This is a genomic window from Acetobacter ascendens (assembly GCF_001766235.1).
Classification (GTDB): domain Bacteria; phylum Pseudomonadota; class Alphaproteobacteria; order Acetobacterales; family Acetobacteraceae; genus Acetobacter; species Acetobacter ascendens.
In genome coordinates this window covers 2,702,312-2,726,380 of the sequence record NZ_CP015164.1, presented here as the reverse complement: position 1 = coordinate 2,726,380, position 24,069 = coordinate 2,702,312, and the positions used below count along the sequence as shown (strand labels likewise).

Below are 24,069 nucleotides of genomic sequence, written 5' to 3'. Positions count from 1 at the left end.
AGAAGTGTATCTAATGTTGCGCGTATTCCTGATTTATCGACAATTTTGGAACAAGGATGCTGGCTGCACAATATCCGTTAGGCTCTGTTCCGCCATGTGACAGATGCACTTGCATTTGTCTCGCAAGACGGAACAGATATCCCAAACAGGTTTTACCGGCGACGCATATGCGGTTGTGCCAGCTTTTTTTCTGCCATACGTGCCAGACGCACAAAAGGCAGGCCCAACAGTAGATAAGCCGCGCCAACCATCAGCCCCGTTCCGAAATAATCGAAATAGGAAGAAGACAAACGGATGTAAGTCTGGGTCAATTCTGTCAGCGTGATCACACTGACCAGTGACGAATCTTTCAACAATGAGATGAAATCGTTCGTCATAACAGGCATAACCAGACGGAAAGCCTGCGGCACCACGACATAACGCAGTGCCTGAGCGTGCGTCATGTTCAGGGCCAATGCAGCTTCCATCTGCCCATGTGCAACAGATTGCAAACCAGCCCGATAGTTTTCGGCCTCATAAGCCGCATAGTTCATACCCAAGCTGACAACACCGGCCAGAAAGGGGGTAAGGCTGATGCCGAATTCAGGCAGACCGTAAAAAATAAACAGAACCTGAATCAGCAATGGGGTGCCACGCACCACTTCTACATATGTGGTCGCCACCCACCGCAGTGGTGTGGGGCCATACAAACGCAGAAGCGCCAACGCCAAACCTGCGCCAACAGCCAGCACCATTGCACACAGGGAAACCAGCAAAGTCAGCCATGCGGCTTTTGCCAGTTGCGGCAAAAAGCCAACGTAGCGTTCCAGCTTAACCCGCCAGCCACCTTTGCCTTCCAGCTCCGCCACATACGCGTTCCACGCCACTGGCGTAACGTTAAGCGTGGTGTGATCGTTAGTAAATTGCGCCATTTCTGGCGTCCACAGATCCCACCGCAGCAATACGCGATGGAGCGTGCCATCATGCTGCATGGTTGCCAGCGCGGCATTTACCTTTGTACGCAAGGCAACATTCTGCCCTTTGGCAAAAGCAATGCCATATTCAACACGGCCAATAGGCGCACCCACCACCTGTAGGGCTGGGTTGGTATCACCGTAATATTTGGCAATGGGACCATCAATCAGAATGGCATCCGTACGTCCATTGGCCAGATCCATGAACGCATCGGTTTCTTCATCATACGTCCGAAGCTGAACCTTAGCATTCTCGGTCAGGATACGTTCAGCTTGTGTATCCTTGATTGTGCCAATTGCGTGGCCGTTCAGGTCCGCAAGGGTTTTCAGTTGCGGGCCGTTGCGCCGCACAACAATGCGTTCTGATGTGATGTAATACGGTTCTGAAAAATCAATGCCTTCGGCATGTTCATCAGTCATTTCAATACCGCAGATGACCATTTCATACAGGCCACGCTGCAAGCCGGGAATAAGACCATCCCAATCATTCTGCACGAACTGAAGCGGCGCACCCATGTGCTTGCCCAGTTCCTGCATCAGGTCATATTCAAACCCTGTCAGCTTATCCTGATCTTTCAGATCATGAAATGTATAGGGCACATCTGATGAAGCATCCGCAGCCCAGCGGATCGGCTTTTCTTCCTGTGCGTGTGCTACATGTGCGCCAGCACCCAGCCAGCTTACGGCTAGCAGCATACAGACACAGCGCAGAAACAAACCCCAAAGGCGGGATGGGCAATGCTGTGCGTTCTGTTTCACAGAAGTGTCCTTAAAAAGCGGCGTGTCTGTTCATGGGCCGGGTTCACACACAGAACCTCCGGCGGGCCAGATTCAACAATATGGCCGCCATCCATGTAGACAATGGTATCCGATGCCACTTGGGCAAAACGCATATCATGGGTGACGATAATCTGCGTCATCCCTTCATCATCAAGGGTGCGCATTACCCCCAGCACTTCTTCCGCAACAATCGGATCAAGCGCTGATGTGGGTTCGTCATACAGCATAATTTCTGGCCGCATGGCTAAAGCGCGCGCAATAGCAGCACGCTGCTGCTGCCCACCAGAAAGCGAAACCGGGTAGCGCTGCGCAACGCGGGCCAGTCCTACTTTTTCTAGCAAAGCCATAGCCTCGGCACGTTCAACCTCTCCGCCCTCACCCTTCACCACGCGGGGGGCCAGCAGAACGTTGTCCAGAACTGTAAGATGAGGAAAAAGATTAAAGCTTTGGAACACCATGCCCACATGGGTGCGCAAGCGGTGTGCCATATGCTCATCTGCACGACGCCAAACGGCATCTTTGCGCTCTATGGTCACCCCCATGGCGGTTACCTTACCGCTATCGGGAATTTCCAGAAAATTCAAACAGCGTAAAAAAGTGGATTTCCCGCAACCGGATGGGCCGATAATAGAAACCAGCTCACCCTTTCGCACCTGCATGGATACGCCACACAGGACATCCCCCTCGCCGAAATTTTTGTGCAGATGTTCCGCACTCAAAACGACTGGGTCTTCCACAGAAAACGCCGACCCGGTGCGTACCGGGTCGGCATTTCGACGTTCACCTTGAACGAAATGGTTCTCAGGCAGCTTTCGTCATCCCTCGCAAGACGTACTGAAGAATGCCACCATGCCTATAATACTCGACTTCGTCTAGGGTATCGACACGGCAAAGCAGTGGTACTTCCTGCGTGGAGCCGTCATTTCTTGTAATTGTCATAATTACATCCATGCGCGGCGAAAGTTTATCAACACCCTTGATGCTGATCACTTCATCACCCGTCAGACCAAGGGTCTTGCGGGTTGTGCCATCCTTGAACACCAGCGGCAGAACGCCCATGCCCACCAGGTTGGAACGGTGGATACGCTCAAAGCTTTCAGCAATAACGGCCTTTACGCCCAGCAGCAGGGTGCCTTTTGCGGCCCAGTCACGGGAAGAACCCATGCCGTATTCCTTGCCACCGATCACCACCAGCGGGGTGTGTTCCTTTTTGTATTCCATGGCCACATCGTAAATGGCGCCTTCCTTCCCATCAGGGAAGTGCTTGGAATACCCACCTTCCGTACCCGGCAACATTTCGTTTTTGATACGGATGTTGGCAAAAGTACCACGCACCATCACGCGGTCATTCCCACGACGAGAGCCGTAAGAGTTGAAGTCTTTCGGTTCAACCCCGTGTTCCATCAGGTAACGACCAGCCGGTGAATCCTTTTTAATGGAGCCAGCCGGAGAGATGTGATCAGTCGTGATGTTATCACCCAGCAGGGCCAGAATACGCGCACCTTCAATATTGCCGGGAGCTTTGGGCTCAACGTCCATATGTTTGAAGTACGGTGGATCCTGCACGTAAGTGGATTTCGGATCCCACTTATAGGTTTCAGAACCCGTAGCCACCTTCAGGCCCTGCCATTCCTTCGTGCCCTTGGACACGTTCTTATAGCGGCTAATAAACTCGTCACGGCTGATGGCGGAAGCAATAAGGTCTGCAATTTCCTTATTAGAAGGCCAGATATCCTTCAGGTAAACCGGCTTGCCATCCTTGGATGTGCCCAGCGGTTCCGTTGTAATATCTTGCCGCATGGTGCCCAGAAGGGAATATGCAACCACCAGCGGCGGGCTTGCCAGATAGTTAGCCCGAACGTTGGGGGAAATACGGCCTTCAAAGTTACGATTGCCAGACAGGACAGAAACAGCAACCAAGTCGTTGTTTTCAATCGCATCTACAATGTGGGAAGGCAGCGGGCCAGAGTTACCGATACAGGTGGTGCAACCATACCCAACGGTATTAAAACCCATGGCATCCAGATCTGTCGTCAGGCCAGAACGGTTCAGGTAATCCGTAACAACCTGAGACCCCGGAGCCAGAGAGGTTTTCACCCAAGGCTTAGGCTTCAGGCCCAGAGCGCGTGCCTTACGGGCGACCAGACCAGCCGCAATCAGCACAGCCGGGTTGGATGTGTTGGTGCAGGAGGTGATAGCGGCAATAACAATATCGCCCTGCCCCAGATCATAGTTGGTTCCAGCAACCGGCACCTTTTTATCGGCATCGTTTGCGGCCACACCCAGAGAGCTGGTGAGTTCTTTTTCAAACGCGGTTTTGGCGCTTTTTAGTTCCACGCGGTCCTGCGGACGCTTGGGGCCAGCCAGAGACGGCACAACCGTGCTAAGATCCAGTTCCAGAACATCCGTAAATACGGGTTCGGGTGTTTCATGCGTGCGGAACATACCCTGTGCACGCAGGTATTCTTCAACCAGCTTAATGCGGTGTTCATCACGGCCGGTCTGACGCAGGAAGTCCAGCGTAAGGGCATCAACCGGGAAGAACCCGCAAGTTGCACCATATTCCGGAGCCATGTTGGCAATGGTTGAACGGTCAGCAACTGGCAGATGGTCAAGTGCCGGACCAAAGAATTCAACAAACTTACCAACCACGCCTTTTTTGCGCAGCATCTGGGTAACTGTCAGCACCAGATCGGTAGCGGTTGCGCCTTCTGGCAGCTTGCCTGTCAGTTTAAAGCCGATCACATCCGGGATCAGCATGGCAATGGGCTGGCCCAGCATTGCGGCTTCAGCCTCAATACCACCAACACCCCAGCCTAGCACACCCAGACCGTTGATCATGGTGGTGTGGCTATCTGTGCCGTACAGGGAATCCGGGTAAACGTATTCCTTGCCATCTACATTGGCGGTCCATGCCACCTGGGCAATGTATTCCAGGTTCACCTGATGGCAGATGCCCGTATCAGGCGGCACAACAGAGAAGTTTTCAAAAGCTTCCTGGCCCCAGCGCAGGAAGGCATAACGTTCTGCGTTGCGTTCGAATTCCAGCGTGATGTTTTCCTGCAGCGCATCTTCTGTGCCCGCATAGTCCACCATCACGGAATGGTCGATCACAAGGTTGACCGGAACCATTGGGTTCACTTTCTGCGGGTCACCCTTCAGGCTCACAATCCCGTCGCGCATGGCTGCAAGATCCACCACACCCGGCACGCCGGTGAAATCCTGCATCAAAATGCGTGAAGGCTTGAAAGGCACTTCCTTGCTGCTGCTGCCTTTTGGCAACCAGCCTGCAATGGACTTGGCGTCTTCCACATTGTAGGAACGCCCATCTTCAAACCGCAGAATATTTTCCAGAAGAACCTTCAGCGAAACCGGCAGGCGGCTTACGTCGCCAATGGTTTTTGCCGCTTCGGGAATGGAAAAATAATGGTAGGTCTTGCCGTCAACCTCAAGGGTGCGGCCTGTCTTAAGCTTATCGTGCCCAACCGTTTTCATAATCGCTCTCTCCCCGATCACAGCCGATGGCTGGTGATGCGTTCAGGACACCGTAAACATGCCATTCGGCGCCGAGTGCCTGCCAGATCTGCCGGGCAACCGGCTTGATATCCCGTTGGGCCTAGAACATACCGGCAGTTGGAAAAGGCACAAGCCGGGGAGCGACCACGAGAACGCGAGCACCCCGGCTTTTACGGCCTTGCACGGTAACAATAAGGAGAAGTGTTATCGCTCACAGTCCTTCCCCTGCCGGGCAACCTGCCCCAATCGGGCCTGAAACCGGTGCATTTCCGGCACTTTATGCTGAGGATCTTTGTGTTTTCCGTGGGGAAAGACTGGTGCTTGATGGTGTCAGCTTTCAGATGGAAGCCGGAGCCGCCATGCTGTTAACCGGCCCTAACGGTGCAGGAAAGTCCACTTTGCTGCGCGTTCTGGCAGGCCTACGCAAACCCGATTCCGGCCAGTTGCTCTGGCATGGCGAATCGGTTTTTGCGGATCGCGCGGCCCATGCCGGCAAAGTCGCTTATCTGGGGCATCAGGATGCGCTCAAACCGGGGCTAACCGTAACAGAAAACCTCGCCCTGTTCGCACGCGCAGGCCAAGGCGATATGCAAACAGCCCTTGAGGCCATGGATTTGTTGCCACTTGCCAATCTGCCTGCCCGCCTGCTTTCTGCAGGACAGAAACGACGTACAGCACTGGCACGCGTTTTGCTGGCCAATGCGCCTTTATGGTTACTGGATGAACCCAGCCTTGGCTTAGATGCCAATGCCATTACCCTTTTAGGACAAGCCCTTACGGCACACAGGCAACAAGGTGGGTTGGTTATTGCCACTACACATGTGCCCCTGCCGCTAGAGAACGCACAGCCCCTTACATTGCCAGGCGCGGGCGATTCGGTCGCTTCCACCTTTTACCAGCAGGAAGATGACGCATGATCGGACTGTTCTGGGCCATTGTTGGGCGTGACCTCCGCCTTGCCCTCCGGCACGGGGCGGACACAATGGGGGCCATTCTCTTCTTTATCGTCACGGCCACCCTGTTTCCGCTTGCCCTTGGCCCATCTCCAGAATTGCTGCGCCATATGGCACCGGGCATTATCTGGGTTTGTGCCCTGCTGGCCGCGCTTCTGCCGCTAGATCGGCTATTTGGTGCCGAACTTGAAGATGGATCTCTGGATCAGCTCTTGCTTCTCGGCGTTCCGGCTTCTCTTGTCGCCTTGGCCAAAATAACTGCACATTGGCTGACCACCGGCATCCCTCTGCTTCTGGCGGCTGTGCCATTGGCAACCATGTTGGGCCTACCCGCCTCTGCCCTACCGGTTCTTTTGGCTGGGCTTTTCCTTGGGTCTGTTGTGCTGTCTCTTATTGGGGGAATGGGCGCATCTATCGTGCTTGGTGCGCGACGTGGTGGTGTTCTTCTGCCACTTCTTACGCTACCGCTGGCCACACCTGCACTGATTTTTGGGGCTGCAGCGATTGATGCCGCATCCACCGGTCTGCCTTGGCAACCGGATTTGGAACTTTTGGCAGCATTTGTAGTAGGTGCGTTGCCACTTTGCCCGTTGGCAGCAGGGGCTGGCCTTAGGGCCGCCGCAGAATAACCTAAAGATTTATACATGCTGCTGTTATGGCCATCTGAATGAGCCATAACAGCAGCATGTTTGGCAAAATTACTTAGATGTATTGCCAGACGCAGCCTGCTGATGGCTTACAGCCTGAATATCAACAGAGGCATAGCGCACTGAATTTTCTGCATCACGCAGGGCTTCGCTGGCTTTGTACGGATCATTCTTAATGAACTCAGCGGCATGATTTACATCCTGCCGTGTCTGTTCCAACGGCACAGCGGCAATCACATAATCTGCATCTACACCAGAAACTTTCAGCACTTCAGAAGCGCGGTCCGGGTCACCTGCGCGTAGGTGACGGTTTGCTGCGGCAACAGCAGCGCTTTTTTCTGTTGTGGGTTCAACTGTTTCATCCAGAACCAGTTCGCCATCAATCGGCAACCAAGCCACTGGCGTGGTGCTGCCCGTGCCTTTTTTGGCTGTCTGAGCCTGTTTGGTTTTAACCGGCATCAGCTCAGCTTCTGCCTTCTGAAAAGCTGTGTTATCAGCCCGCGCCCGATCCAACGCCTGCTGCGCGCTTGTAATGAGGGTTTTGGCCCCTTTGAGATCACCATCAAAAATGGCGCGGCGTGCCAGCATCAGTTCTTCAAACGCTGTGTTACCATCGTCTGAAAGGCGGCCGAAGTCCTGCGTTGGTGCGGCTGTTGCAGCATTTGTTGCAGGCACTGCGGCCGTAGATGCTGCCTGCTGTTGTGCCCACGCTGGCGCAACAGCCGTTGTTGCAGCCAGTAGAGCCCCCAACAGCATACCCGTTTTTTTCATGATTTCTCCCTTTCTGAACGCCATCCATAATGGCCTGTTTACGTTCTGATTGTTAAGCGAGAAAGCACGAAAGCAAAGGCAGGCAAACACAAGGCTGGCCTGCCCTCACATCGGATCAGATATAGTGCTCGGTTAATGGCGCAAAACCATTGAACCCCGTAGCACAATAAGTGGAGACATAAGCACCTGCCCCCAGCAGATCAACCTGCTCTCCCGCAGCCAGATCCACCGGTAGTTCGTAGTGCGTTTTCTCATACATAATATCCGCACCATCACAGGTTGGCCCGGCTAACGCCACACGCCCTGTGGGGGAACCATCACGGCTGGTACGAATCGCATAGCGGATAGATTCGTTTTCTGTTTCCGCCAAACCACCAAACCGTCCGATATCCAGATACACCCAGCGCAACCCATCCTTACGCCCACGCGCACTGACAAGCACAACTTCTGAGCGCACCACACCGGCTTCACCCACAATAAAGCGACCGGGTTCCACCAGCATTTCTGGCAAGGCATTACCAAAGTGCTCAGTCATGGCCCGGAAAATGGCCTTGGTGAAGTGATCAATCTCCGGCACGTCATCCCGATAGCGAATGGGAAAACCGCCACCCAGGTTAACCATGCGCAAATCCAGACCGGCTGCGCTTAAATCTGTAAACAGCGCGGCCGCACGGGCAATAGCAACCTCATAAGCTTCCGCAGAAAGCTGCTGGCTGCCCACATGGAAGGAAAGACCATATGGGTCCAGTCCCAGTTCTCTGGCAGCTAACATCAGTTCCTTGGCGGATTCCACTGTGGTGCCAAACTTGCGCGAAAGCGGCCATTCTGCCCCGCAATTGTCCACCAGAAGGCGGCAGTAAACGCGGCTTCCCGGTGCATGTGCGGCCAGTTTTTCCAGCTCTTCGCGGCAGTCAAAAACAAACATCCGCACACCGGCCTCATAAGCAGCGCGGATAGCGGAAACTTTTTTAACCGTATTGCCAAAGGAAATAGCATCCGGGCTGGCACCTGCCTGCAAGCATAGGGAAACTTCTTCCCACGATGCGGCATCAAAACAGGAACCAAGCTCAACCAACCGCCGCAGAATAGGCTGCGCTGGATTAGCTTTAACGGCATAGTAAATACGAGCCTGCGGCAAGGCTTTGCCCAACGCATGATAGCGGTCTGCCACTGCATCCACATCAAGAACAAGACAAGGCGTTGCCGGCTTTTGCTCGGCGAGAAAACGGGTGATTTTGGGATTCATATCCCCACTCCCCCAGATCAGGCTCCCCCGCCTGAACAGCGCGGAGAAGGACGTTGCGAAACGGTCTAACGGACCAGCGACCAAAGGCAGATGTACGAAACATCCCGATTGCCAGAACGCTTGACGTCGTTGCGTAACCTCAGAGGGCCAGTGGCACGTGCGTTGCTGCGTAGGGGCGTGCATATGAGGCCAAAGCGCAACAAGTGCAAGTCAAAAACATTCAAAAAACAAAAAAACATGGCACTTGGCCATCATGCCCGATAAGACAAAGCAAGCTTTATACACGGCATTTATGTTCGTTTTTGGCAAAAGCATGCAGAGTTAACTTCTTGTTCCTGCAAGAAAGCATGCCTCTTTACCGCACACCATGCCGTTATTGTTTGGTGTGCTTTTATAAGTTTATCGCTGGTGCCGCAGAAGATACCTCTTACCTTAAAGAAGGACGCTCCAATCCCGATGCAGGTTATCTGTCAGCCCGATACGCGCCCATCTGTGCACCCAGATTCTCACTCTCAAATGATTCATGAAAATGTGCAGCCCAATTTTTCTCGTCCTTCTGAACTGGGGCGGAAAGATTGGAAAATCATTTTGCAGCGCACCGTCAAAAGCCTTATTTCCGGCCCCACCACGCTGGTTGCCGCTGGCTGCGCATTTTATACCACGCTCTCTCTATTCCCGGCCATCAGCTCCCTGATCTCCATTTATGGGTTGGCTTTTGATGTGCAGACCGTGGCGCCACAGATGGAAGTCTTGCGCAGCCTGCTGCCACCCAATGCCTTCAATCTGCTGTATGATCGGGTGCAAACACTTGTGGCAGAACCTCCATCCTCTCTCACATTCAACCTGATTATTTCGGTAAGTGTAGCGTTGTGGTCTGCTTCTGCGGCAACGCGGTCCATTATTTCCGCCTTGAATATTGCGTATAATACACGAGAAAATCGTAATTTCTTTGTGTTCCAGATTACCGCCTTTGCCCTTACGCTCTCTGGTATTTTGGGTGCTGTGCTAACTTTGGCGCTTATGGTGGCTATGCCTTTGCTGCTTAACCTACCGGCATGGCTACATATCCCCACCCCTCCTGGGTCCATTGAATTTATGGCCCGGTGGAGCGGCCCGGTGGTGATGTTTACATTTGAAACTCTGGCGCTTTCTGCACTGTACAGATTTGGCCCCAACCGGCACATTTCCACTCAATGGCGCTGGGTTCTGCCCGGAGCCGTATGTTCCACATTAACGTGGATTGCGGCCTCACTCGGCTTTTCCTACTACGTGGCACATATTGCCAGTTACAGCGCCACCTATGGGCCTTTAGGCGCCTTTATTGCTATCATGATGTGGTTCTTTGTAACCGCATGGGTTGTACTGATGGGCGCTGAACTGAATGCCGAGATGGAAAGTTACGCCCGAGGCATTACACGGCAGCCTTTGGAAGTCTGACCAACCAGAATCCAGAACTTATCAAAAAAGGGTGTCCCGATCGGGATACCCTTTTTTTAATTCTCTACGATGCTTTTTGTAAAAGCCTAGCGCGTTCTCTTAGCGGCGGTGACGAGCCCTACGAAGAGGGCGCGCTGTATGCGGCGCAGTATCCTGCAAGGAAAGGCTGCTATCAGCCAACCCACCTTCATCTGGCGCAGATGCCACTTCAACCGGAGCAGGTTCTACCCGCACGTGAGCAATACCGCTGTTCAGCATCCCCAGTTCCGCTGCTGCTGCTTTGGAGACATCAATAATACGACCACGGCTGTAAGGCCCACGATCATTGATCGTGACCACCACAGAACGGCCTGTATCTTCTGAGACAACCCGGAGCTTACTGCCCAGCGGAGCGGTAGGATGCGCGGCTGTCAGGCTACCCTTGTCAAACCGTTCACCCGAAGATGTGCGCCGGTTATGAAAGCGCCCCCCATACCAACTGGCAACGCCTTTCTGGAAAATGCGGTGAGCCTGATTGGTATCAGAATCCGCAGAGGCGACTGTCTGTGCGCTACGCCCAGCCAATGCACGGCGAACAGAATCTGCCCACACCGTGCCACCTTGCCCAACCTCCGCCGCCTGAACAGCAGAAGCCGACAAAAGAGAAGACATAACAAACACACTTCCAAGAAGTGCCCGGCGCAGGGCTGACATCCGCCTGTTTACTCCATTTTCTGACATCGTTCTGTTCGCCAGAAGACCGTGTTCACACTGCAAAAGCAATCTTTTTCGCCCCTCAGAGTGCAAATACAGATTTATAGTCACTTATGTTCAACACGCTTATCGTGACAAAAATATGGCCTTAAAGCGCGTAACTCTGCTGCATGTATTTTTGCTAGACTGCATTTTCCTGTCCCCCAGCCTGCCTCTTCTCTTGGATACGGGGCGGCATCGTGCTACGGCCCCTTCCTGTTATGGAAAGACCTCTTATTGCTGTACTCAACGGCCCCAACCTGAATATGCTTGGCCAGCGCCAACCCGAAATATACGGGCGGGCAACGCTGGACGACGTGGAACAACTTTGCCTGCAAACAGCTGAAAAGCTGGGCTTGGCCATAGATTTCCGCCAGACCAACATTGAGGGTGAGCTGATTTCTTGGGTGCAGGACTGCCGCAAGCGGGCACAGGGCATTATTATCAACCCGGCTGGCTATACGCATACGTCTATCGCTTTGCTGGATGCCCTGCTGACAACAGACTTGCCTGTGATTGAGGTTCATATCTCCAACATTCACCGCCGCGAGCCATTCCGCCATCATTCCTATGTCTCTCGCGCTGCTACAGGCGTTATCTGTGGGCTAGGCGTGGCGGGGTATTCTCTGGCATTGCAGGCAATGACCGATCTTATTCTGAATGAGGATGACTGATGAGCGGATTGCTCGTGGATGCGGAGGCCATTCGGGCTCTGGCTGAAATTCTGGCCGAAACAGGCCTGACTGAAATTGAAGTATCGGAAAAGGACAGCCGCATTCGCGTTGCCCGCATGCCTGCCCCTGTGCAGGCTGTGGCCGCAGCGCCTCAGGCTGTTGCAGCTCCGGCACCGGCGCCCGCCGCAGCCCCGGCTGAAACCGCAGTGCCTGCCGCTCCGGCAGACCTCTCCCGCCACCCTGGCGCTGTAAACAGCCCAATGGTGGGTGTGGCTTACCTGACGCCAGATCCGTCCTCCCCTCCTTTTGCAAGTGAAGGCCAGATTGTGACCGCCGGCCAGACCTTGATGCTGATTGAAGCCATGAAAACCTTCAACCAGATTAAGGCTCCCAAAGGTGGTACGCTTAAGGCCATGCTGGTGGCTTCGGGCGACCCGGTGGAATACGGCCAGCCACTTGCTATTATTGAGTAATGTTTTCCAAGATCCTTATCGCCAACCGAGGCGAAATTGCCCTTCGTATCCTGCGCGCCTGCCGGGAGCTAGGGATCAAGACCGTAGCGGTACATTCCACTGCGGATGAAGACGCCATGCACGTTCGGCTGGCAGATGAAGCTGTTTGCATCGGGCCGCCTGCCTCGCGTGATTCCTACCTGAATGTGGCTGCAATTCTTTCTGCAGCCACCATTACAGGGGCGGAAGCCATTCACCCCGGCTATGGTTTTCTTTCAGAAAATGCTGATTTTGCCGAAACGGTAGAAGCACATGGCCTGACCTTTATTGGCCCTACGGCGGAACATATCCGTATGATGGGGGACAAGATTACCGCCAAAACCACCATGCAGATGCTGGGCGTGCCCTTGGTGCCCGGTTCTGATGGTGAGCTGACAAGTCTGGAACAAGCCCGCGAAGTTGCTGACAACGTCGGTTATCCAGTGCTGATCAAAGCTGCGGCTGGCGGCGGCGGTCGTGGCATGAAGGTAGCCCAAACGGCGGGTGATCTGGAAGACGCCTGGAAAATGGCCCGCGCCGAAGCACGCGCTGCTTTTGGCAACGATGCGGTTTATCTGGAAAAATACATGGATCGGCCGCGCCATATTGAACTCCAGATTCTGGGGGACAATTACGGCAACGTGGTTCATTTTGGGGAACGTGATTGCTCTCTCCAGCGCCGTCACCAAAAACTTCTGGAAGAAGCCGGCTCTCCGGCCCTTACAGCAGAACAGCGTGATGCCATTGGCCAGACAGCCACGCAGGCTCTTTCCAAAATGGGCTATCGTAACGCGGGCACGCTGGAATTCCTGTATCAAGATGGGCAATTCTGCTTCATTGAAATGAACACGCGCCTTCAGGTGGAACATCCAGTCACCGAAATGGTTTGCGATGTAGACTTGGTGCGTGAGCAGATTCGCTTGGCCGCTGGTGAGCAGCTTGGTTACACGCAGAAAGATATTTCATTTTCTGGCCACGCCATTGAGTGCCGTATCAATGCGGAAGACCCAGATAGCTTCACCCCCTGCCCCGGCACGGTTGCTGTTTACCATCCCCCCGGTGGTTTGGGTGTGCGCGTAGATAGCGCCCTTTACACTGGCTACCGTGTACCACCTTTTTACGACAGCATGATTGCCAAGCTGATCGTACATGCCCCCACGCGTGAACAGGCCATTGCGCGTATGCAGCGTGCTTTGGATGAATTTGTGGTGGAAGGTATTAAAACCGTTATTCCGCTGCATCGCCGTATTCTGGAAGATCCTGAATTCCAAAAAGGTGAATACACCATTCATTGGCTGGAACAATTTACAGCCAAGCCGCACTAAACCACGGTTCGACTGTTTTCTGACTACCCACAAAAAACCCGGCGCACCTTTTAGGATGCCGCCGGGTTTTTTGTGCCTACACAGTTAACCTTAGCCGATCAGGCAGTAGGCATAACCCCAACCGCTTCCTCTTCTTCCTCATCATAGGAGCGAATGCGCGGGTCTTGCCCCACTCGCGGGCGGAATTCGCCACGGCGCAAAGCTGTTTCAATATCTTCTAATGTTGCACCAGCAGTTTCTGGTACAAAGAAGAAAACAAACAAGACAGAAGCAAGGTTGACTGCAGCATAGATCCACATGGTGCCACCCAGAGAAACTGTCTGCACCAATGTCAAAGCTGTGGATGTTACCAGAAGGTCTGCCCCCCACAGCATGGCTGCATGAATACTGGTTGCCGCCGCACGCATAGGTAGCGGAAACAATTCAGCGCCCAATAGCCAGCCTACAACCTGAATACCACCAGAGTTAAACAGCATGAACAGCAGCAGGAAGGCCACAATCAGCCAGCTTCCTATACTACCCTGAGCTGGGTGCATGGCAAAAACAATACCCAAGCCAATAAGGCTTACAACAGAACCCGGCCCCATAATCAGCACCAAGCGCCGACGCCCAATTTTATCTACAAACAGGCACCCAAGTAGGGTCATGATAAGATAAACAAGGGCGATTCCCAAGCTGGTCAGCAGCGCTGACGAACTTCCAAACCCTGCGTCAGACAAAAAAGTGGGGGTGTAGTAGATCATCATCTCCAACCCACCAGCCTGCGTAAAGAAGGCAATCCCTAAAGCCGCTATCACCGCAGGGCGCACCCAAGGCAGCTTTAAACCTTTCCAGCCACGCTCATCTTCATCCAAATTCAGAACATTGGCATGGATTTCATTGATCTCGCGCTGAATAACCTTGCGTGAAGAACGCACACGCCCGAGCTGTTCCACCGCAGATTCCAGCCCTTCATTTTCAGCAGTCCAACGCGGACTTTTGGGTAGGAAAAACATGCTGATAAAAACAAAAGCAGCCGGAATGGCGGCCACAGAAATCATGGGGCGCCAACCCCATTTATCACGCATGGTAAAGCCAACCAGGTTGGCCAGAAAAATACCAATCCCAATAGCCACGTTAAATAGCGTTACCAGATTGCCGCGCTTGCTGGCGGGGGCCAATTCCGAAATATATGTTGGCACCACCTGCGTGGCACCACCTACTGCACAGCCCAAAAACACACGAGCAATAATGAGGCTGGTAAGATTAGGCGCGTAGGAACACGCTAATGCACCAATGACAAAAACTGCGGTAACGACCATAACCGAAACACGGCGGCCAAAGCGTTCTGATAAGTTGGCAATGCCCATGGCACCAATAACGGCACCCACCAGAATAGCTGATGTAACAATTTCCTTCTGACCAGAAGTCAGATGGAAATCTTTTGTAATAAGAAGAAGGGCACCAGAAATAATACCAGTATCGTAGCCGTAAAGACCACCGCAGATGGCAGAAACAAATGCTGCAATCCACAACACGTGCTTGGCATACGGAGAAATATCGAGATTTTGTATAGCTTCTTGAGCTCGTTTCTTTTCAGATTTCATGTCGTGATTATGCCATAATCAGAAAATTATTGCATAGCTGACATAATTTTATTTATTATGTTACAAATAGGCTTTTATGCCTTACGCATTTTACCCTTCTAAAACGCACGCATACGTTTTTCGTTTCCCTTTGATTTTTCTTGACATAATTGCGCTTAAGGCTATCTGCTGTCCGATACCAAGGGGGGTTCCGGTAAGGAACTGAGAGGCTACTTTTTGCACGATTCGTTCGGGCACCGTGGCGACCCTGCCGCCAGAACATGATGTTTTGGCGGGGAACCTGATCCGGCTTATACCGGCGGAGGGACTGGTGCCTGAAAAGACAGATATGTTCTTCCCGAACCTAGCCGCCCATAAAAGCGGAGTCTCTTCAGACCTGTCCTCCTCGGCAGAGGAGACGATAACGTCATGTCTTCAGTTGATTCCAAACAGACTGCCTCCCCTTCTATTGTGGCAGGCAACCCCAAACCGGCCAATACGGCCGCACCTGCTCCGGGGCATGTTACAACCGGTGCCATTCGTGGCTCATGCAAAGTGTATTCCAGCCCCGCAGATCGGCCCGATATGCGTGTACCTTTCCGCGAAATCATGCTGGAACCATCTGCAAACGAACCACCAGTGCGTGTATATGATACGTCCGGCCCTTATACAGACAGCACTGTAGAAATTGACGTTAACCAAGGGCTGCCAAAAGTTCGGGCACCGTGGCTGGCTGTGCGTGGCTTTGAGCACATCAAACCACGCGACATTAAGCCAGAAGACAACGGCAATGCAGAAGGTACCTACCTTGTAGCACCCTGCCCTGCCCCACACACCGTGCTTAAAGGGCGAGAAGGCCAGTTTGTTACCCAGTATGAATTCGCCAGGGCTGGCATTATTACAGACGAAATGATTTACGTGGCCCACCGCGAAAATCTGGGCCGCCAGAAGGCCGCGGATGATGCGGCCCAATGTCTGGAAGATGGTGAATCCTTTGGCGCCAGCATTCCAGAATTTATTACGCCAGAATTTGTTCGGCAGGAAATTGCCCGTGGCCGCGCTATTATTCCCGCAAACATCAATCACCCAGAGTTGGAACCCGTTATTATCGGGCGCAATTTCCTTGTAAAAATTAACGCCAATATCGGCAACTCTGCCATTACATCTTCTGCGGCAGAAGAGGTTGAAAAGCTTGTATGGTCCATCCGCTGGGGTGCGGATACCGTGATGGATCTTTCCACTGGCCGGAATATTCACAATATCCGTGATTGGATTTTACGAAACGCCCCCACACCTATCGGCACAGTGCCCCTGTATCAGGCTTTGGAAAAAGTGGGCGGAGATGTCAGCAAACTAAGCTGGGAGGTGTTCCGTGATACTCTGATCGAGCAGGCAGAACAGGGTGTGGACTACTTTACTATTCATGCCGGTGTGCGGTTGCAGCATGTGCCGCTGACAGCTAACCGCGTTACAGGCATTGTTTCACGCGGCGGTTCCATCATGGCAAGCTGGTGCTTGAATGGTCACCGTGAAAGTTTCCTATACGAACATTTTGCAGACATCTGCGATATCATGCGCGCCTATGATGTTTCCTTTTCTTTGGGCGATGGTCTACGCCCCGGCAGCATTGCCGATGCCAACGATGCTGCGCAGTTTGCCGAACTGGAAACCCTGGGTGAACTTACAGAGATTGCTTGGGCAAAGGGCTGTCAGGTTATGATCGAAGGGCCGGGCCATGTGCCTATGCACAAGATCAAAGCCAATATGGATAAGCAGCTAAAAGAATGTAAGGAAGCCCCCTTCTACACGCTTGGCCCGCTGACCACAGACATTGCTCCGGGTTACGACCATATTACATCTGCCATTGGTGCGGCCATGATCGGATGGTTTGGCACCTCCATGCTCTGCTACGTCACACCCAAGGAGCATTTGGGCCTACCAGACCGAAATGACGTAAAAACAGGTGTGATTACCTATCGTATTGCAGCACATGCTGCTGACCTTGCAAAAGGCCACCCATCTGCAAAATATCGAGATGATGCTCTGAGCCGCGCGCGCTTCTCCTTTAGGTGGGAAGATCAGTTCAATCTCTCCTTGGACCCCGATACAGCCTGCGCGTATCATGATGAAACCATGCCGCGTGAAGCACATAAAAGCGCACACTTTTGCTCAATGTGCGGCCCCAAATTCTGCTCAATGCGTATCAGTCAGGATTTAAAAGAAGACGCCCTACGCATTGCTGGCATGGAACAGAAAACCGAAGAGTTTCGACAAGCTGGGGGCAAAGTTTATGTGCCTGCAGAATAAGTTATCAAACTGACAACAAAAAAAGCCCCGGGCAATATGTCCGGGGCTTTTTTTGTCAGTCAAAAATAATGCAATTAGAAATAATGTCTTAAATAAACTTTCGGCACACCTTCACTATTCAAACATGAAAAAACAATAACAGCGGCCCATACCACACAGGATGCTACGCAAAACGCTTTTGTCCATTTTGGCAACTCATTGTCCCGCCCAGCCATAACCGGCCAGTAAATGGATTTGTGCCCAAACCATGCCAGAACACCCGCCACGGCCAATGCGATGAGTTTAGGAGAAAGATATGCCCGATTGCCAATATGCACCGGATCATAAAAGAACAAAGCAAAACCAGAGATCATAGCTAGGGCATAACTGATATGCAGCGGCTTAACCATAAACCGTGAAATACGCACCACGGTTTGCCGATCCAGATTTTGAATAACCGCAAGAATAAACAGAAATTCCAAACCAAAAAACGCTGCCATTGTAAGAATATGCACAATTCTTGCAAGGTAATGCACTGGCTGGAACCAGAAATGATAAGCCCGACTATCTAACGCCATAAGCAAGGAGTTGGGCAGGCGTAAGAACGCCAAGGGATGAGATGACATAAGCGTTAGGCTCGCGAGTTATCTGGTGTGATTGACTTTGACAATGATTCGCACTAATCCAAACGGCATGACTGATGGAGTATCATACAATGAAACTGCTTGTAGCAGCCATTCCTCTGTTAGCAGGTGCATGGATATGTTTCCCTCAGCAGGCCCATTCTCAAACAGTTTTTCAGCTTACTGTCAAAGATCATCATTTTGAGCCTGATCATATCACCGTTCCTGCGGGTGAGCGATTCATGATCGAACTCAATAATCAGGATACAACAACTGATGAGTTCGAAAGCTACGATATGAAATTTGAAAAAATTGTTGTCCCACAAGGAACAATCAAAGTTCATGCCGGGCCTCTACACCCTGGAACCTATACTTTTTTTGATGATTACCATCCAGACGAGGCCAAAGGTACAGTTACAGCAGAAGAAAAGAAGTAAATTATGCTTGGAAGCCTGATTATTGTCTTTCGCGAGGTTATGGAAGCTGGGTTGATTGTTGGCATTGTGCTGGCAGCTACACGGAGCATTCCGGGGCGCGGATGGTGGATTTCTGGCGGCATTGGTGCAGGTGTTGTTGGTGCAGCAATTGTAGCCATGTTTGCGGGTGAACTCTCTCAGGCTTTCTCAGGCAACGGGCAGGATATCTTTTCTGCTGTTATTCTGTGCATCGCAGTTCTTATGCTTTCTTGGCATGTTATTTGGATGGCCAGGCATGGCCGCGAACTTGCTCAGGAAATGCGCAGTGTTGGCAACGAAGTATCAGAAGGCCGGCGCTCTCTTTTCGCTTTGGCTACCGTTGTTGCAGTAGCTGTTCTGCGCGAAGGTATGGAAGTGGTGCTGTTCCTGTATGGTATTGCCGTTTCCGCACATACCGGTTTTGTGCCCATGTTTACCGGCGGCCTCCTTGGCGTTTTGGGCGGAGCCGCACTTTCATGGGCACTTTACAGAGGTTTGATTATTATTCCTCTGAAACATCTTTTTGCAGTCACGAATGTTCTGGTCTCCTTTCTGGCTGCTGGCATGGCCAGTCAGGCCGCTGCCATCCTGGCAAATGATGATCTGATCCCCGCCATGGGCTACGATATCTGGGATACATCCTGGCTGTTATCTGATGGCAGTATGCTTGGGCGTACGGCCAAGGTTCTGATTGGATACACAGACAGACCAATGGGCATTCAGCTGCTTGTATGGGTGCTGACACTTGCCGGACTGGTTGTTGTTGAACGCTTTGTTCGCACACGTCCTCAATCCAGCGCTTCATAATCAGTCACAGGTGCGCAGAAAATATCTGCCACTGTGCCTTACAAAAACTTGAGGTGCAGACATATGAAATCTTATCTTTCAATTCTTTCCGCAGCATCGGTTCTTACCCTTGCCATTGCCCTTCCGGCTGCAGCACGTGAATACCCGGTGGGTGGCCCCGTACATGCGCATGACATGGAAATTGCAGCAAACTACCTGCTAGATGTTGACATGATGCCCATGACATCAGACATGGCCATGGGCAAGGATACCATTCATCTGGAAACAGATGTGCATGCTACAGCAGATAACCAGTGGGGCTTCCCCGATGGTGCATGGGTTCCCTACCTAAAAGTTGACTACACCCTGACCAAAAAGGGATCTGACTGGAAAAACCAGGGCACATTACACCCCATGACAGCAAAAGATGGCCCGCATTACGCCAACAATGTTAAAATGGATGGTCCTGGCAGCTACACGGTTGTGTTCAGCTACAGCTCACCCGAAGCCAACGGCTTCATTCATCACACAGACAAAGAAACCGGCACACCTGGCTTCTGGCAGCCCTTTACGGAATCCTTTACTTTCTCATACCCACAGAAGTAATAACCCAACTTCAAAAAGAGGGGGGCTGCCTCCTCTTTTTTACATTCCTGCCCTGCATTCACACCAGCCGTATTCTAATTGCATTTTTATACGCTCTAATTGAGAATGATTCTCTATTACTGGATACAGATCCTTCATACCTATCATCAGAGCACCCTGTAACTATGCAAAAACACCGTAAATATAACGGAAGATTTCTGAAGTTTTTTTGTCTTTGTGCAACTATCGTTACTACCACCCCCGCCTTAGCGCATAGTGAAGAGACACAGGCGGAGCAGGACCGTCGCCGTCTGGGCAATTCAGGGCCATTGATTGAGCAGATTGATCCGGCCACGGTGCGGGATTCCCAGCGTGCGGCAGAAGCGGCGGCGGCCGAGAAAAAGGGCGATGACACGCCAGACATGAGTGACCACCTGCTGGGCAACATGTGGGGGGCGCGGGATTGGATGGCCAAACACGGCATCAGCTTTGATATTCAAGAAGTGGATGAACTGTGGGGCAACGCCACAGGGGGCACGGCCTCAGGGGCTGATGGCGCCAGTGGCTCAGGCACCGGCCCAGCCTATGATGGGGTAACCATGCCCACCCTGACAGTGGATCTGGAAAAGCTGATCGGCCTGAAGGGCGGCACATTCAATGTTAGCGCCCTTCAGTTGCGTGGGCGCTCCATCTCGCAGGATCATCTGGCCAACTTCAACCCGGTCAGCGGGTTTGAGGCCGATCGCTCCACCCGTCTGTTTGAGCTGTGGTATCAACAGTCCTTTCTGGACGGCAAGCTGGATGTAAAGATCGGGCAGCAGGATCTGGATACCGAGTTCCTGATCAGTGATTACGGGGCATTGTATCTGAACTCCAACTTTGGTTGGCCCATGGCCCCATCGGTCAACCTGTATGCGGGTGGCCCATCCTGGCCGCTGTCTTCTCCCGCCATTCGTATCCGCTATCGTCCGTCAGACAAGTTCACCTTCATGTTTGCGGCAGCAGATGACAACCCACCGGGGAATCGCAACAACTCCTTTGGTATCCAGAACGGCGGCAACAGCGCAGACCCCACCAATCAGAACACTCATGATGAGGATGGGGCCAACTTCAACATGGGCACCGGTGCGCTACTGATTACCGAACTACAATATGCCCTCAACCCCCAACCCGATGACATGTCACATGTCACCAAGGATCCCGGTCTGCCGGGCATCTACAAGCTGGGTGGGTATTACGATACGGCTAAATTCCCTGATTATCGCTACAACAATCAGGGGAAGGCTTTAGGGAGTGCGGCTGATACCACGGGTATTCCACGGTGGGATCGGGGCAACTGGATGGTTTATGGTATTATTGACCAGATGATCTGGCGGCCCTCACTTCAGTCTCCACAGTCTGTTGGCATTTTTGCGCGTGCTACAGGCAATGGTGGGGACCGCAACATGATCAGCTTTGCCATTGATGCGGGCATCAACCTCAAGGCGCCCTTCAAGGGGCGTGACAATGACACGGTTGGTCTGGGCTGGGGCATTGGCCGGGCTTCTTCTGGCCAGCGGCGGTATGATCGCAATTCTGGCGCACCTGTGCAGGGCAATGAAAACCATCTGGAACTCACCTATCAGGCGCAGGTGACCCCTTGGTGGGTCATGCAGCCGGACTTCCAGTATGTCTGGCATCCCTCTGGCGGTGTGACAGACTGGACAGGCAATCGCCTCGTCGGGAATGAAGCCGTCTTCGGACTCCGCTCCAATATCACTTTCTAGGGGTGATAAATAAAAAAGTATTTCCTGTAGGCTGAGGTGGAGGGTTCGAAGAACCGTTGATTGATTTCCCTTCTGCCTGATTTCAGGTTTTTAGCGAGTTGATTGCTGGTTCGTGGACCTGATTTTCACTCTGCGTATTGAGCAGAGAGAGGGTCTCATGCCCTGAATTGCTACGCGCTCGCGTTAATCCGCTCCAGGAGGAGAAAGCGGCGCATATTATAGACGATATTGGCCAGCCCGATCCTCATGGTGGCTCGGGTTATCCCTACGGTTCGTATGAACAGTCCTGTCTGCGATTTCTGATCGGCAAAAACATGCTCGACACGCGACCGAATAACAGACTTTCCGGCGTTGGATCTCTGGATATGTCGTGGCATCGGCTTGAGATGAGGCTTTTTCCTGTGAACCTTCGAGACAAAGCCATGCTTGTCCATGAAGTCCTCATTGGCTTTTGAGCGGTAGGCTGTATCCGCCCAGACTGTTGATGCCATATTGGTTTTATCCAGCAGGCCCTCGCGTAGTCTGGCACCATCGCTGGCCGCTGCATCGGTCGCTTTCCATTTGCGGATCAGCCGAAATTTCCGGTCGATGGAAACATGCGATTTATAGCCAAAGAAAGGGATGGCCAGATCTGTTGCGGGCATACTCCCGTCATCCTGACGCTTTGCTTTCGTGAACTTCAATGTCCATCGGGCATGACGATCTTTATGGGACAGCTTTGAGGGCTTGTCCTGCCAATCCTGCGGGATCCGTCCTTCGCGCAGATCGGCCTTCTCTTCATTGGTATTGCGCTGCTTTGGGGCCGCTACCAGTGTAGCATCCAGGATCTGACCTGACATGGGGAGATAACCGGCATTCCGCAGGGTCGCATCAAAGCGGTTGAACAAAACATCAATTGCTCCCGCCTGTGTCAGACGCTCACGAAACAGCCAGACGGTCTTGGCATCAGGCACGCGGTCAGACAGCCCCAGACCAAGAAAGCGCATGAAGGACAGGCGGTCGTTGATCAGGTATTCCGTCCGTTCGTCGGACAAATTGTTCAGCGTCTGGATGACCAGAATTTTGAACATTAGCACTGGATCAAACGGAGGACGCCCGCCTTTGCTTCTGTCTGAATAGGCCAACGCCTTGTTCAGCTCCGGACGGAATACCTCAAAATCCACAGTCTGGGAAAATGCTTCAAGTTGGTCACCAAGCCCACTCAACCGAGCAAGCCGCTCTTCAACATCAAAGAAACCAGACTGCGTCATCAGCCACTCCTCCAGTCATCACACAAGAGAGGGAATCACACAGAGAGACCTAAAACCAGAGGGTTTTTCGAACCCTCCAGGTTCTAAAAGCACAGAACAACACAACCTCAGGAAATACTTTTTATAAATGTGCATTACACACATAAAATATTTAAAAACTGTCTATTTTATTATGATTTATGGAAAATAAAATTTTCCATAAATCCTATTCGGACCAACCATCAAAAAATCAAGCAGCCTTCCGCACTGTACCATTGGGCGATGGCAGACATTTTTCTGCCAAAGCACCAAAAACCACCCCCAGAACTGACCATAAAACAATCTGCATTCCTATGGATGCTTCCCGAAAACGCCAAAGCACTACAGCGGGAAAATTATCCGGCACTTCATTGATATCCGGCAGGCCAAACTGCACCGCAGCAACAAGCGCAAGCCCTAGAACAATGCTACACACAGCTGCGTTCCAATAGCCTATAACATGAGACAGTGCCCGTCCTACCAATAGAGAAATCATGGAAATTGCAATGGAAAGGCCAACCATTGCAAAATACATCTCCGTCCGTAAGCCAATGGTTTCTTCCTGACCAACTGCTGGCGGGTTTGGTGGATATTTTAGGTCTGGTATCAGTACAAACGTTAAAAACCCAACCCCAGAAAGCAATAATGCCATACTGCGTGGGCTTAATGCTGCAAGGCGTTGGTAAGCAAACGCAAAAACAATAGCAAAAATACCGCCATATGCGGCACCGTACATTAACACAGCAGTAAGTAGTCCCCACGATGCCTGCACGCTACGGCTGACAATTTCAGGTTCTGGTGCGGCACCTGCGGCAGCATCCTGCGCCGCTTCAAACGCAATGGCCAAAGCCACCTGCGGTTCACCAAAAACCTTTGCAAAAACAAAAGAAAGCAATGCAGCCAGAATGCCCGCGACCATGCCGCGGGCTAAAAGACGACCAACCATGAGTGAAACTTTCTTTTAGTGCCTTAGTGGCAGGGGAAACCAAGCAGGTGGCGGCCATCATGCACAAACTCATGTACGGCGTGCCCGGAAATTAGGGAAGTGGCACCCTGCTCTGCACCCACAAAGTAGATCAGTAGTGCAGAAACAATCAGGCCAAAAACGGCCCAAGGCAAAATGGCACGAACCGGAATGCTCTGGCCCGCGACGGCAACTGGCATAGCTGTATGAACAGATGTGTTCATGATGTTATATCCTTTTTAATAG

The 24,069-nt window shown here is 52.3% G+C and carries 23 protein-coding genes; 12 read left to right on the top strand and 11 right to left on the bottom strand.

The genetic code is table 11. From position 1 onward, the window contains the following. Positions 1-152: 152 nt before the first annotated feature. The 3 genes from A4S02_RS13305 to acnA all read right to left on the bottom strand — a co-directional run bounded on the left by A4S02_RS13305 (position 153) and on the right by acnA (position 5,228). On the bottom strand, positions 153-1,712 hold the full coding sequence (locus tag A4S02_RS13305) for an ABC transporter substrate-binding protein/permease (RefSeq protein WP_070324050.1): 1,560 nt from the start codon (positions 1,710-1,712) through the stop codon (positions 153-155). Further along, on the bottom strand, positions 1,709-2,470 hold the full coding sequence (locus A4S02_RS13300) for an amino acid ABC transporter ATP-binding protein (RefSeq protein WP_019088613.1): 762 nt from the start codon (positions 2,468-2,470) through the stop codon (positions 1,709-1,711). The genes A4S02_RS13305 and A4S02_RS13300 overlap by 4 nt, the downstream gene beginning before the upstream one ends. A gap of 64 nt (positions 2,471-2,534) precedes the next feature. Beyond that, a complete protein-coding gene (gene acnA / locus A4S02_RS13295; RefSeq protein ID WP_070324049.1) occupies positions 2,535-5,228 on the bottom strand; it encodes an aconitate hydratase AcnA in 2,694 nt (897 codons plus the stop codon). 58 nt (positions 5,229-5,286) lie between these two features. Between acnA and A4S02_RS15730 the strand changes: the two genes are divergently transcribed. Genes A4S02_RS15730 through ccmB form a run of 3 tightly spaced genes read left to right on the top strand, consistent with a single transcriptional unit; the run spans position 5,287 to position 6,831 of the window. Then, a complete protein-coding gene (locus tag A4S02_RS15730) occupies positions 5,287-5,505 on the top strand; it encodes a hypothetical protein (protein ID WP_157885559.1) in 219 nt (72 codons plus the stop codon). Further along, entirely contained in the window at positions 5,456-6,166 is a 711-nt protein-coding gene (gene ccmA / locus A4S02_RS13290; RefSeq protein ID WP_408736041.1) for a heme ABC exporter ATP-binding protein CcmA, read from the top strand. Before A4S02_RS15730 ends, ccmA begins: the two co-directional genes overlap by 50 nt. Then, positions 6,163-6,831 carry a heme exporter protein CcmB gene (gene ccmB / locus A4S02_RS13285; RefSeq protein ID WP_006115092.1) on the top strand — a complete coding sequence of 223 codons (669 nt, stop codon included), beginning with the start codon at positions 6,163-6,165 and terminating at the stop codon, positions 6,829-6,831. Before ccmA ends, ccmB begins: the two co-directional genes overlap by 4 nt. 69 nt (positions 6,832-6,900) lie before the next feature. Here the strand turns inward: ccmB and A4S02_RS13280 are convergent, their stop codons facing one another. Both A4S02_RS13280 and A4S02_RS13275 read right to left on the bottom strand, forming a co-directional pair. Further along, a complete protein-coding gene (locus tag A4S02_RS13280; protein ID WP_228142396.1) occupies positions 6,901-7,620 on the bottom strand; it encodes a YfdX family protein in 720 nt (239 codons plus the stop codon). 115 nt (positions 7,621-7,735) lie between these two features. Beyond that, on the bottom strand, positions 7,736-9,049 hold the full coding sequence (locus A4S02_RS13275; RefSeq protein ID WP_208858891.1) for a type III PLP-dependent enzyme: 1,314 nt from the start codon (positions 9,047-9,049) through the stop codon (positions 7,736-7,738). A 273-nt stretch (positions 9,050-9,322) separates the two neighbouring features. On the opposite strand from A4S02_RS13275, the gene A4S02_RS13270 reads away from it, so the two are divergent. Continuing rightward, positions 9,323-10,303, top strand: a complete 981-nt coding sequence (locus A4S02_RS13270; protein WP_228142395.1) for a YihY/virulence factor BrkB family protein — start codon at positions 9,323-9,325, stop codon at positions 10,301-10,303. Positions 10,304-10,402: 99 nt separating this feature from the next. On the opposite strand, the gene A4S02_RS13265 is transcribed toward A4S02_RS13270, so the two are convergent. After that, positions 10,403-10,996 carry a septal ring lytic transglycosylase RlpA family protein gene (locus A4S02_RS13265; RefSeq protein WP_026019298.1) on the bottom strand — a complete coding sequence of 198 codons (594 nt, stop codon included), beginning with the start codon at positions 10,994-10,996 and terminating at the stop codon, positions 10,403-10,405. Between the two features lie 260 nt (positions 10,997-11,256). Here A4S02_RS13265 and aroQ point away from each other — a divergent pair, with 260 nt between their 5' ends. From aroQ to accC, 3 genes are read left to right on the top strand one after another with little or no spacing between them, the layout of a single operon-like run. Beyond that, entirely contained in the window at positions 11,257-11,709 is a 453-nt protein-coding gene (gene aroQ, locus A4S02_RS13260) for a type II 3-dehydroquinate dehydratase (RefSeq protein WP_003626846.1), read from the top strand. Then, positions 11,709-12,182, top strand: coding sequence for an acetyl-CoA carboxylase biotin carboxyl carrier protein (gene accB, locus A4S02_RS13255; RefSeq protein WP_019088620.1), 474 nt, complete (start codon positions 11,709-11,711; stop codon positions 12,180-12,182). The genes aroQ and accB overlap by 1 nt, the downstream gene beginning before the upstream one ends. Further along, the gene (gene accC / locus A4S02_RS13250; RefSeq protein ID WP_019088621.1) at positions 12,182-13,525 is read left to right on the top strand and encodes an acetyl-CoA carboxylase biotin carboxylase subunit; all 1,344 of its coding nucleotides are present in this window, start codon (positions 12,182-12,184) and stop codon (positions 13,523-13,525) included. Before accB ends, accC begins: the two co-directional genes overlap by 1 nt. Positions 13,526-13,623: 98 nt before the next feature. On the opposite strand, the gene A4S02_RS13245 is transcribed toward accC, so the two are convergent. Next, positions 13,624-15,111, bottom strand: coding sequence for a sugar porter family MFS transporter (locus A4S02_RS13245; RefSeq protein ID WP_070324045.1), 1,488 nt, complete (start codon positions 15,109-15,111; stop codon positions 13,624-13,626). A gap of 408 nt (positions 15,112-15,519) precedes the next feature. On the opposite strand from A4S02_RS13245, the gene thiC reads away from it, so the two are divergent. Next, on the top strand, positions 15,520-17,397 hold the full coding sequence (gene thiC / locus A4S02_RS13240) for a phosphomethylpyrimidine synthase ThiC (RefSeq protein WP_070324044.1): 1,878 nt from the start codon (positions 15,520-15,522) through the stop codon (positions 17,395-17,397). A gap of 74 nt (positions 17,398-17,471) precedes the next feature. Here the strand turns inward: thiC and A4S02_RS13235 are convergent, their stop codons facing one another. Beyond that, positions 17,472-18,002, bottom strand: a complete 531-nt coding sequence (locus A4S02_RS13235; RefSeq protein ID WP_019088624.1) for a hypothetical protein — start codon at positions 18,000-18,002, stop codon at positions 17,472-17,474. 74 nt (positions 18,003-18,076) lie between these two features. Between A4S02_RS13235 and A4S02_RS13230 the strand changes: the two genes are divergently transcribed. The 4 genes from A4S02_RS13230 (at position 18,077) to A4S02_RS13215 (ending at position 21,591) form a co-directional block, all read left to right on the top strand. Continuing rightward, on the top strand, positions 18,077-18,436 hold the full coding sequence (locus A4S02_RS13230; protein WP_014457553.1) for a cupredoxin domain-containing protein: 360 nt from the start codon (positions 18,077-18,079) through the stop codon (positions 18,434-18,436). A gap of 3 nt (positions 18,437-18,439) precedes the next feature. Next, entirely contained in the window at positions 18,440-19,261 is an 822-nt protein-coding gene (locus tag A4S02_RS13225; protein ID WP_070324043.1) for an FTR1 family iron permease, read from the top strand. A 33-nt stretch (positions 19,262-19,294) separates the two neighbouring features. After that, entirely contained in the window at positions 19,295-19,846 is a 552-nt protein-coding gene (locus A4S02_RS13220) for an iron transporter (protein ID WP_019088626.1), read from the top strand. Between the two features lie 164 nt (positions 19,847-20,010). Then, positions 20,011-21,591 carry a carbohydrate porin gene (locus A4S02_RS13215; protein WP_070324042.1) on the top strand — a complete coding sequence of 527 codons (1,581 nt, stop codon included), beginning with the start codon at positions 20,011-20,013 and terminating at the stop codon, positions 21,589-21,591. A gap of 170 nt (positions 21,592-21,761) precedes the next feature. Here A4S02_RS13215 and A4S02_RS13210 read toward each other — a convergent pair whose 3' ends face one another. The 3 genes from A4S02_RS13210 to A4S02_RS13200 form a co-directional block, all read right to left on the bottom strand. Continuing rightward, positions 21,762-22,844 (bottom strand): IS5 family transposase, encoded by a 1,083-nt coding sequence (locus tag A4S02_RS13210; RefSeq protein ID WP_208858931.1) that lies wholly within the window; start codon positions 22,842-22,844, stop codon positions 21,762-21,764. A 226-nt stretch (positions 22,845-23,070) separates the two neighbouring features. Continuing rightward, the gene (locus A4S02_RS13205; protein WP_019089635.1) at positions 23,071-23,805 is read right to left on the bottom strand and encodes a CbtA family protein; all 735 of its coding nucleotides are present in this window, start codon (positions 23,803-23,805) and stop codon (positions 23,071-23,073) included. Positions 23,806-23,828: 23 nt separating this feature from the next. Further along, the gene (locus A4S02_RS13200; RefSeq protein ID WP_019089634.1) at positions 23,829-24,047 is read right to left on the bottom strand and encodes a CbtB domain-containing protein; all 219 of its coding nucleotides are present in this window, start codon (positions 24,045-24,047) and stop codon (positions 23,829-23,831) included. Positions 24,048-24,069 lie beyond the last annotated feature (22 nt).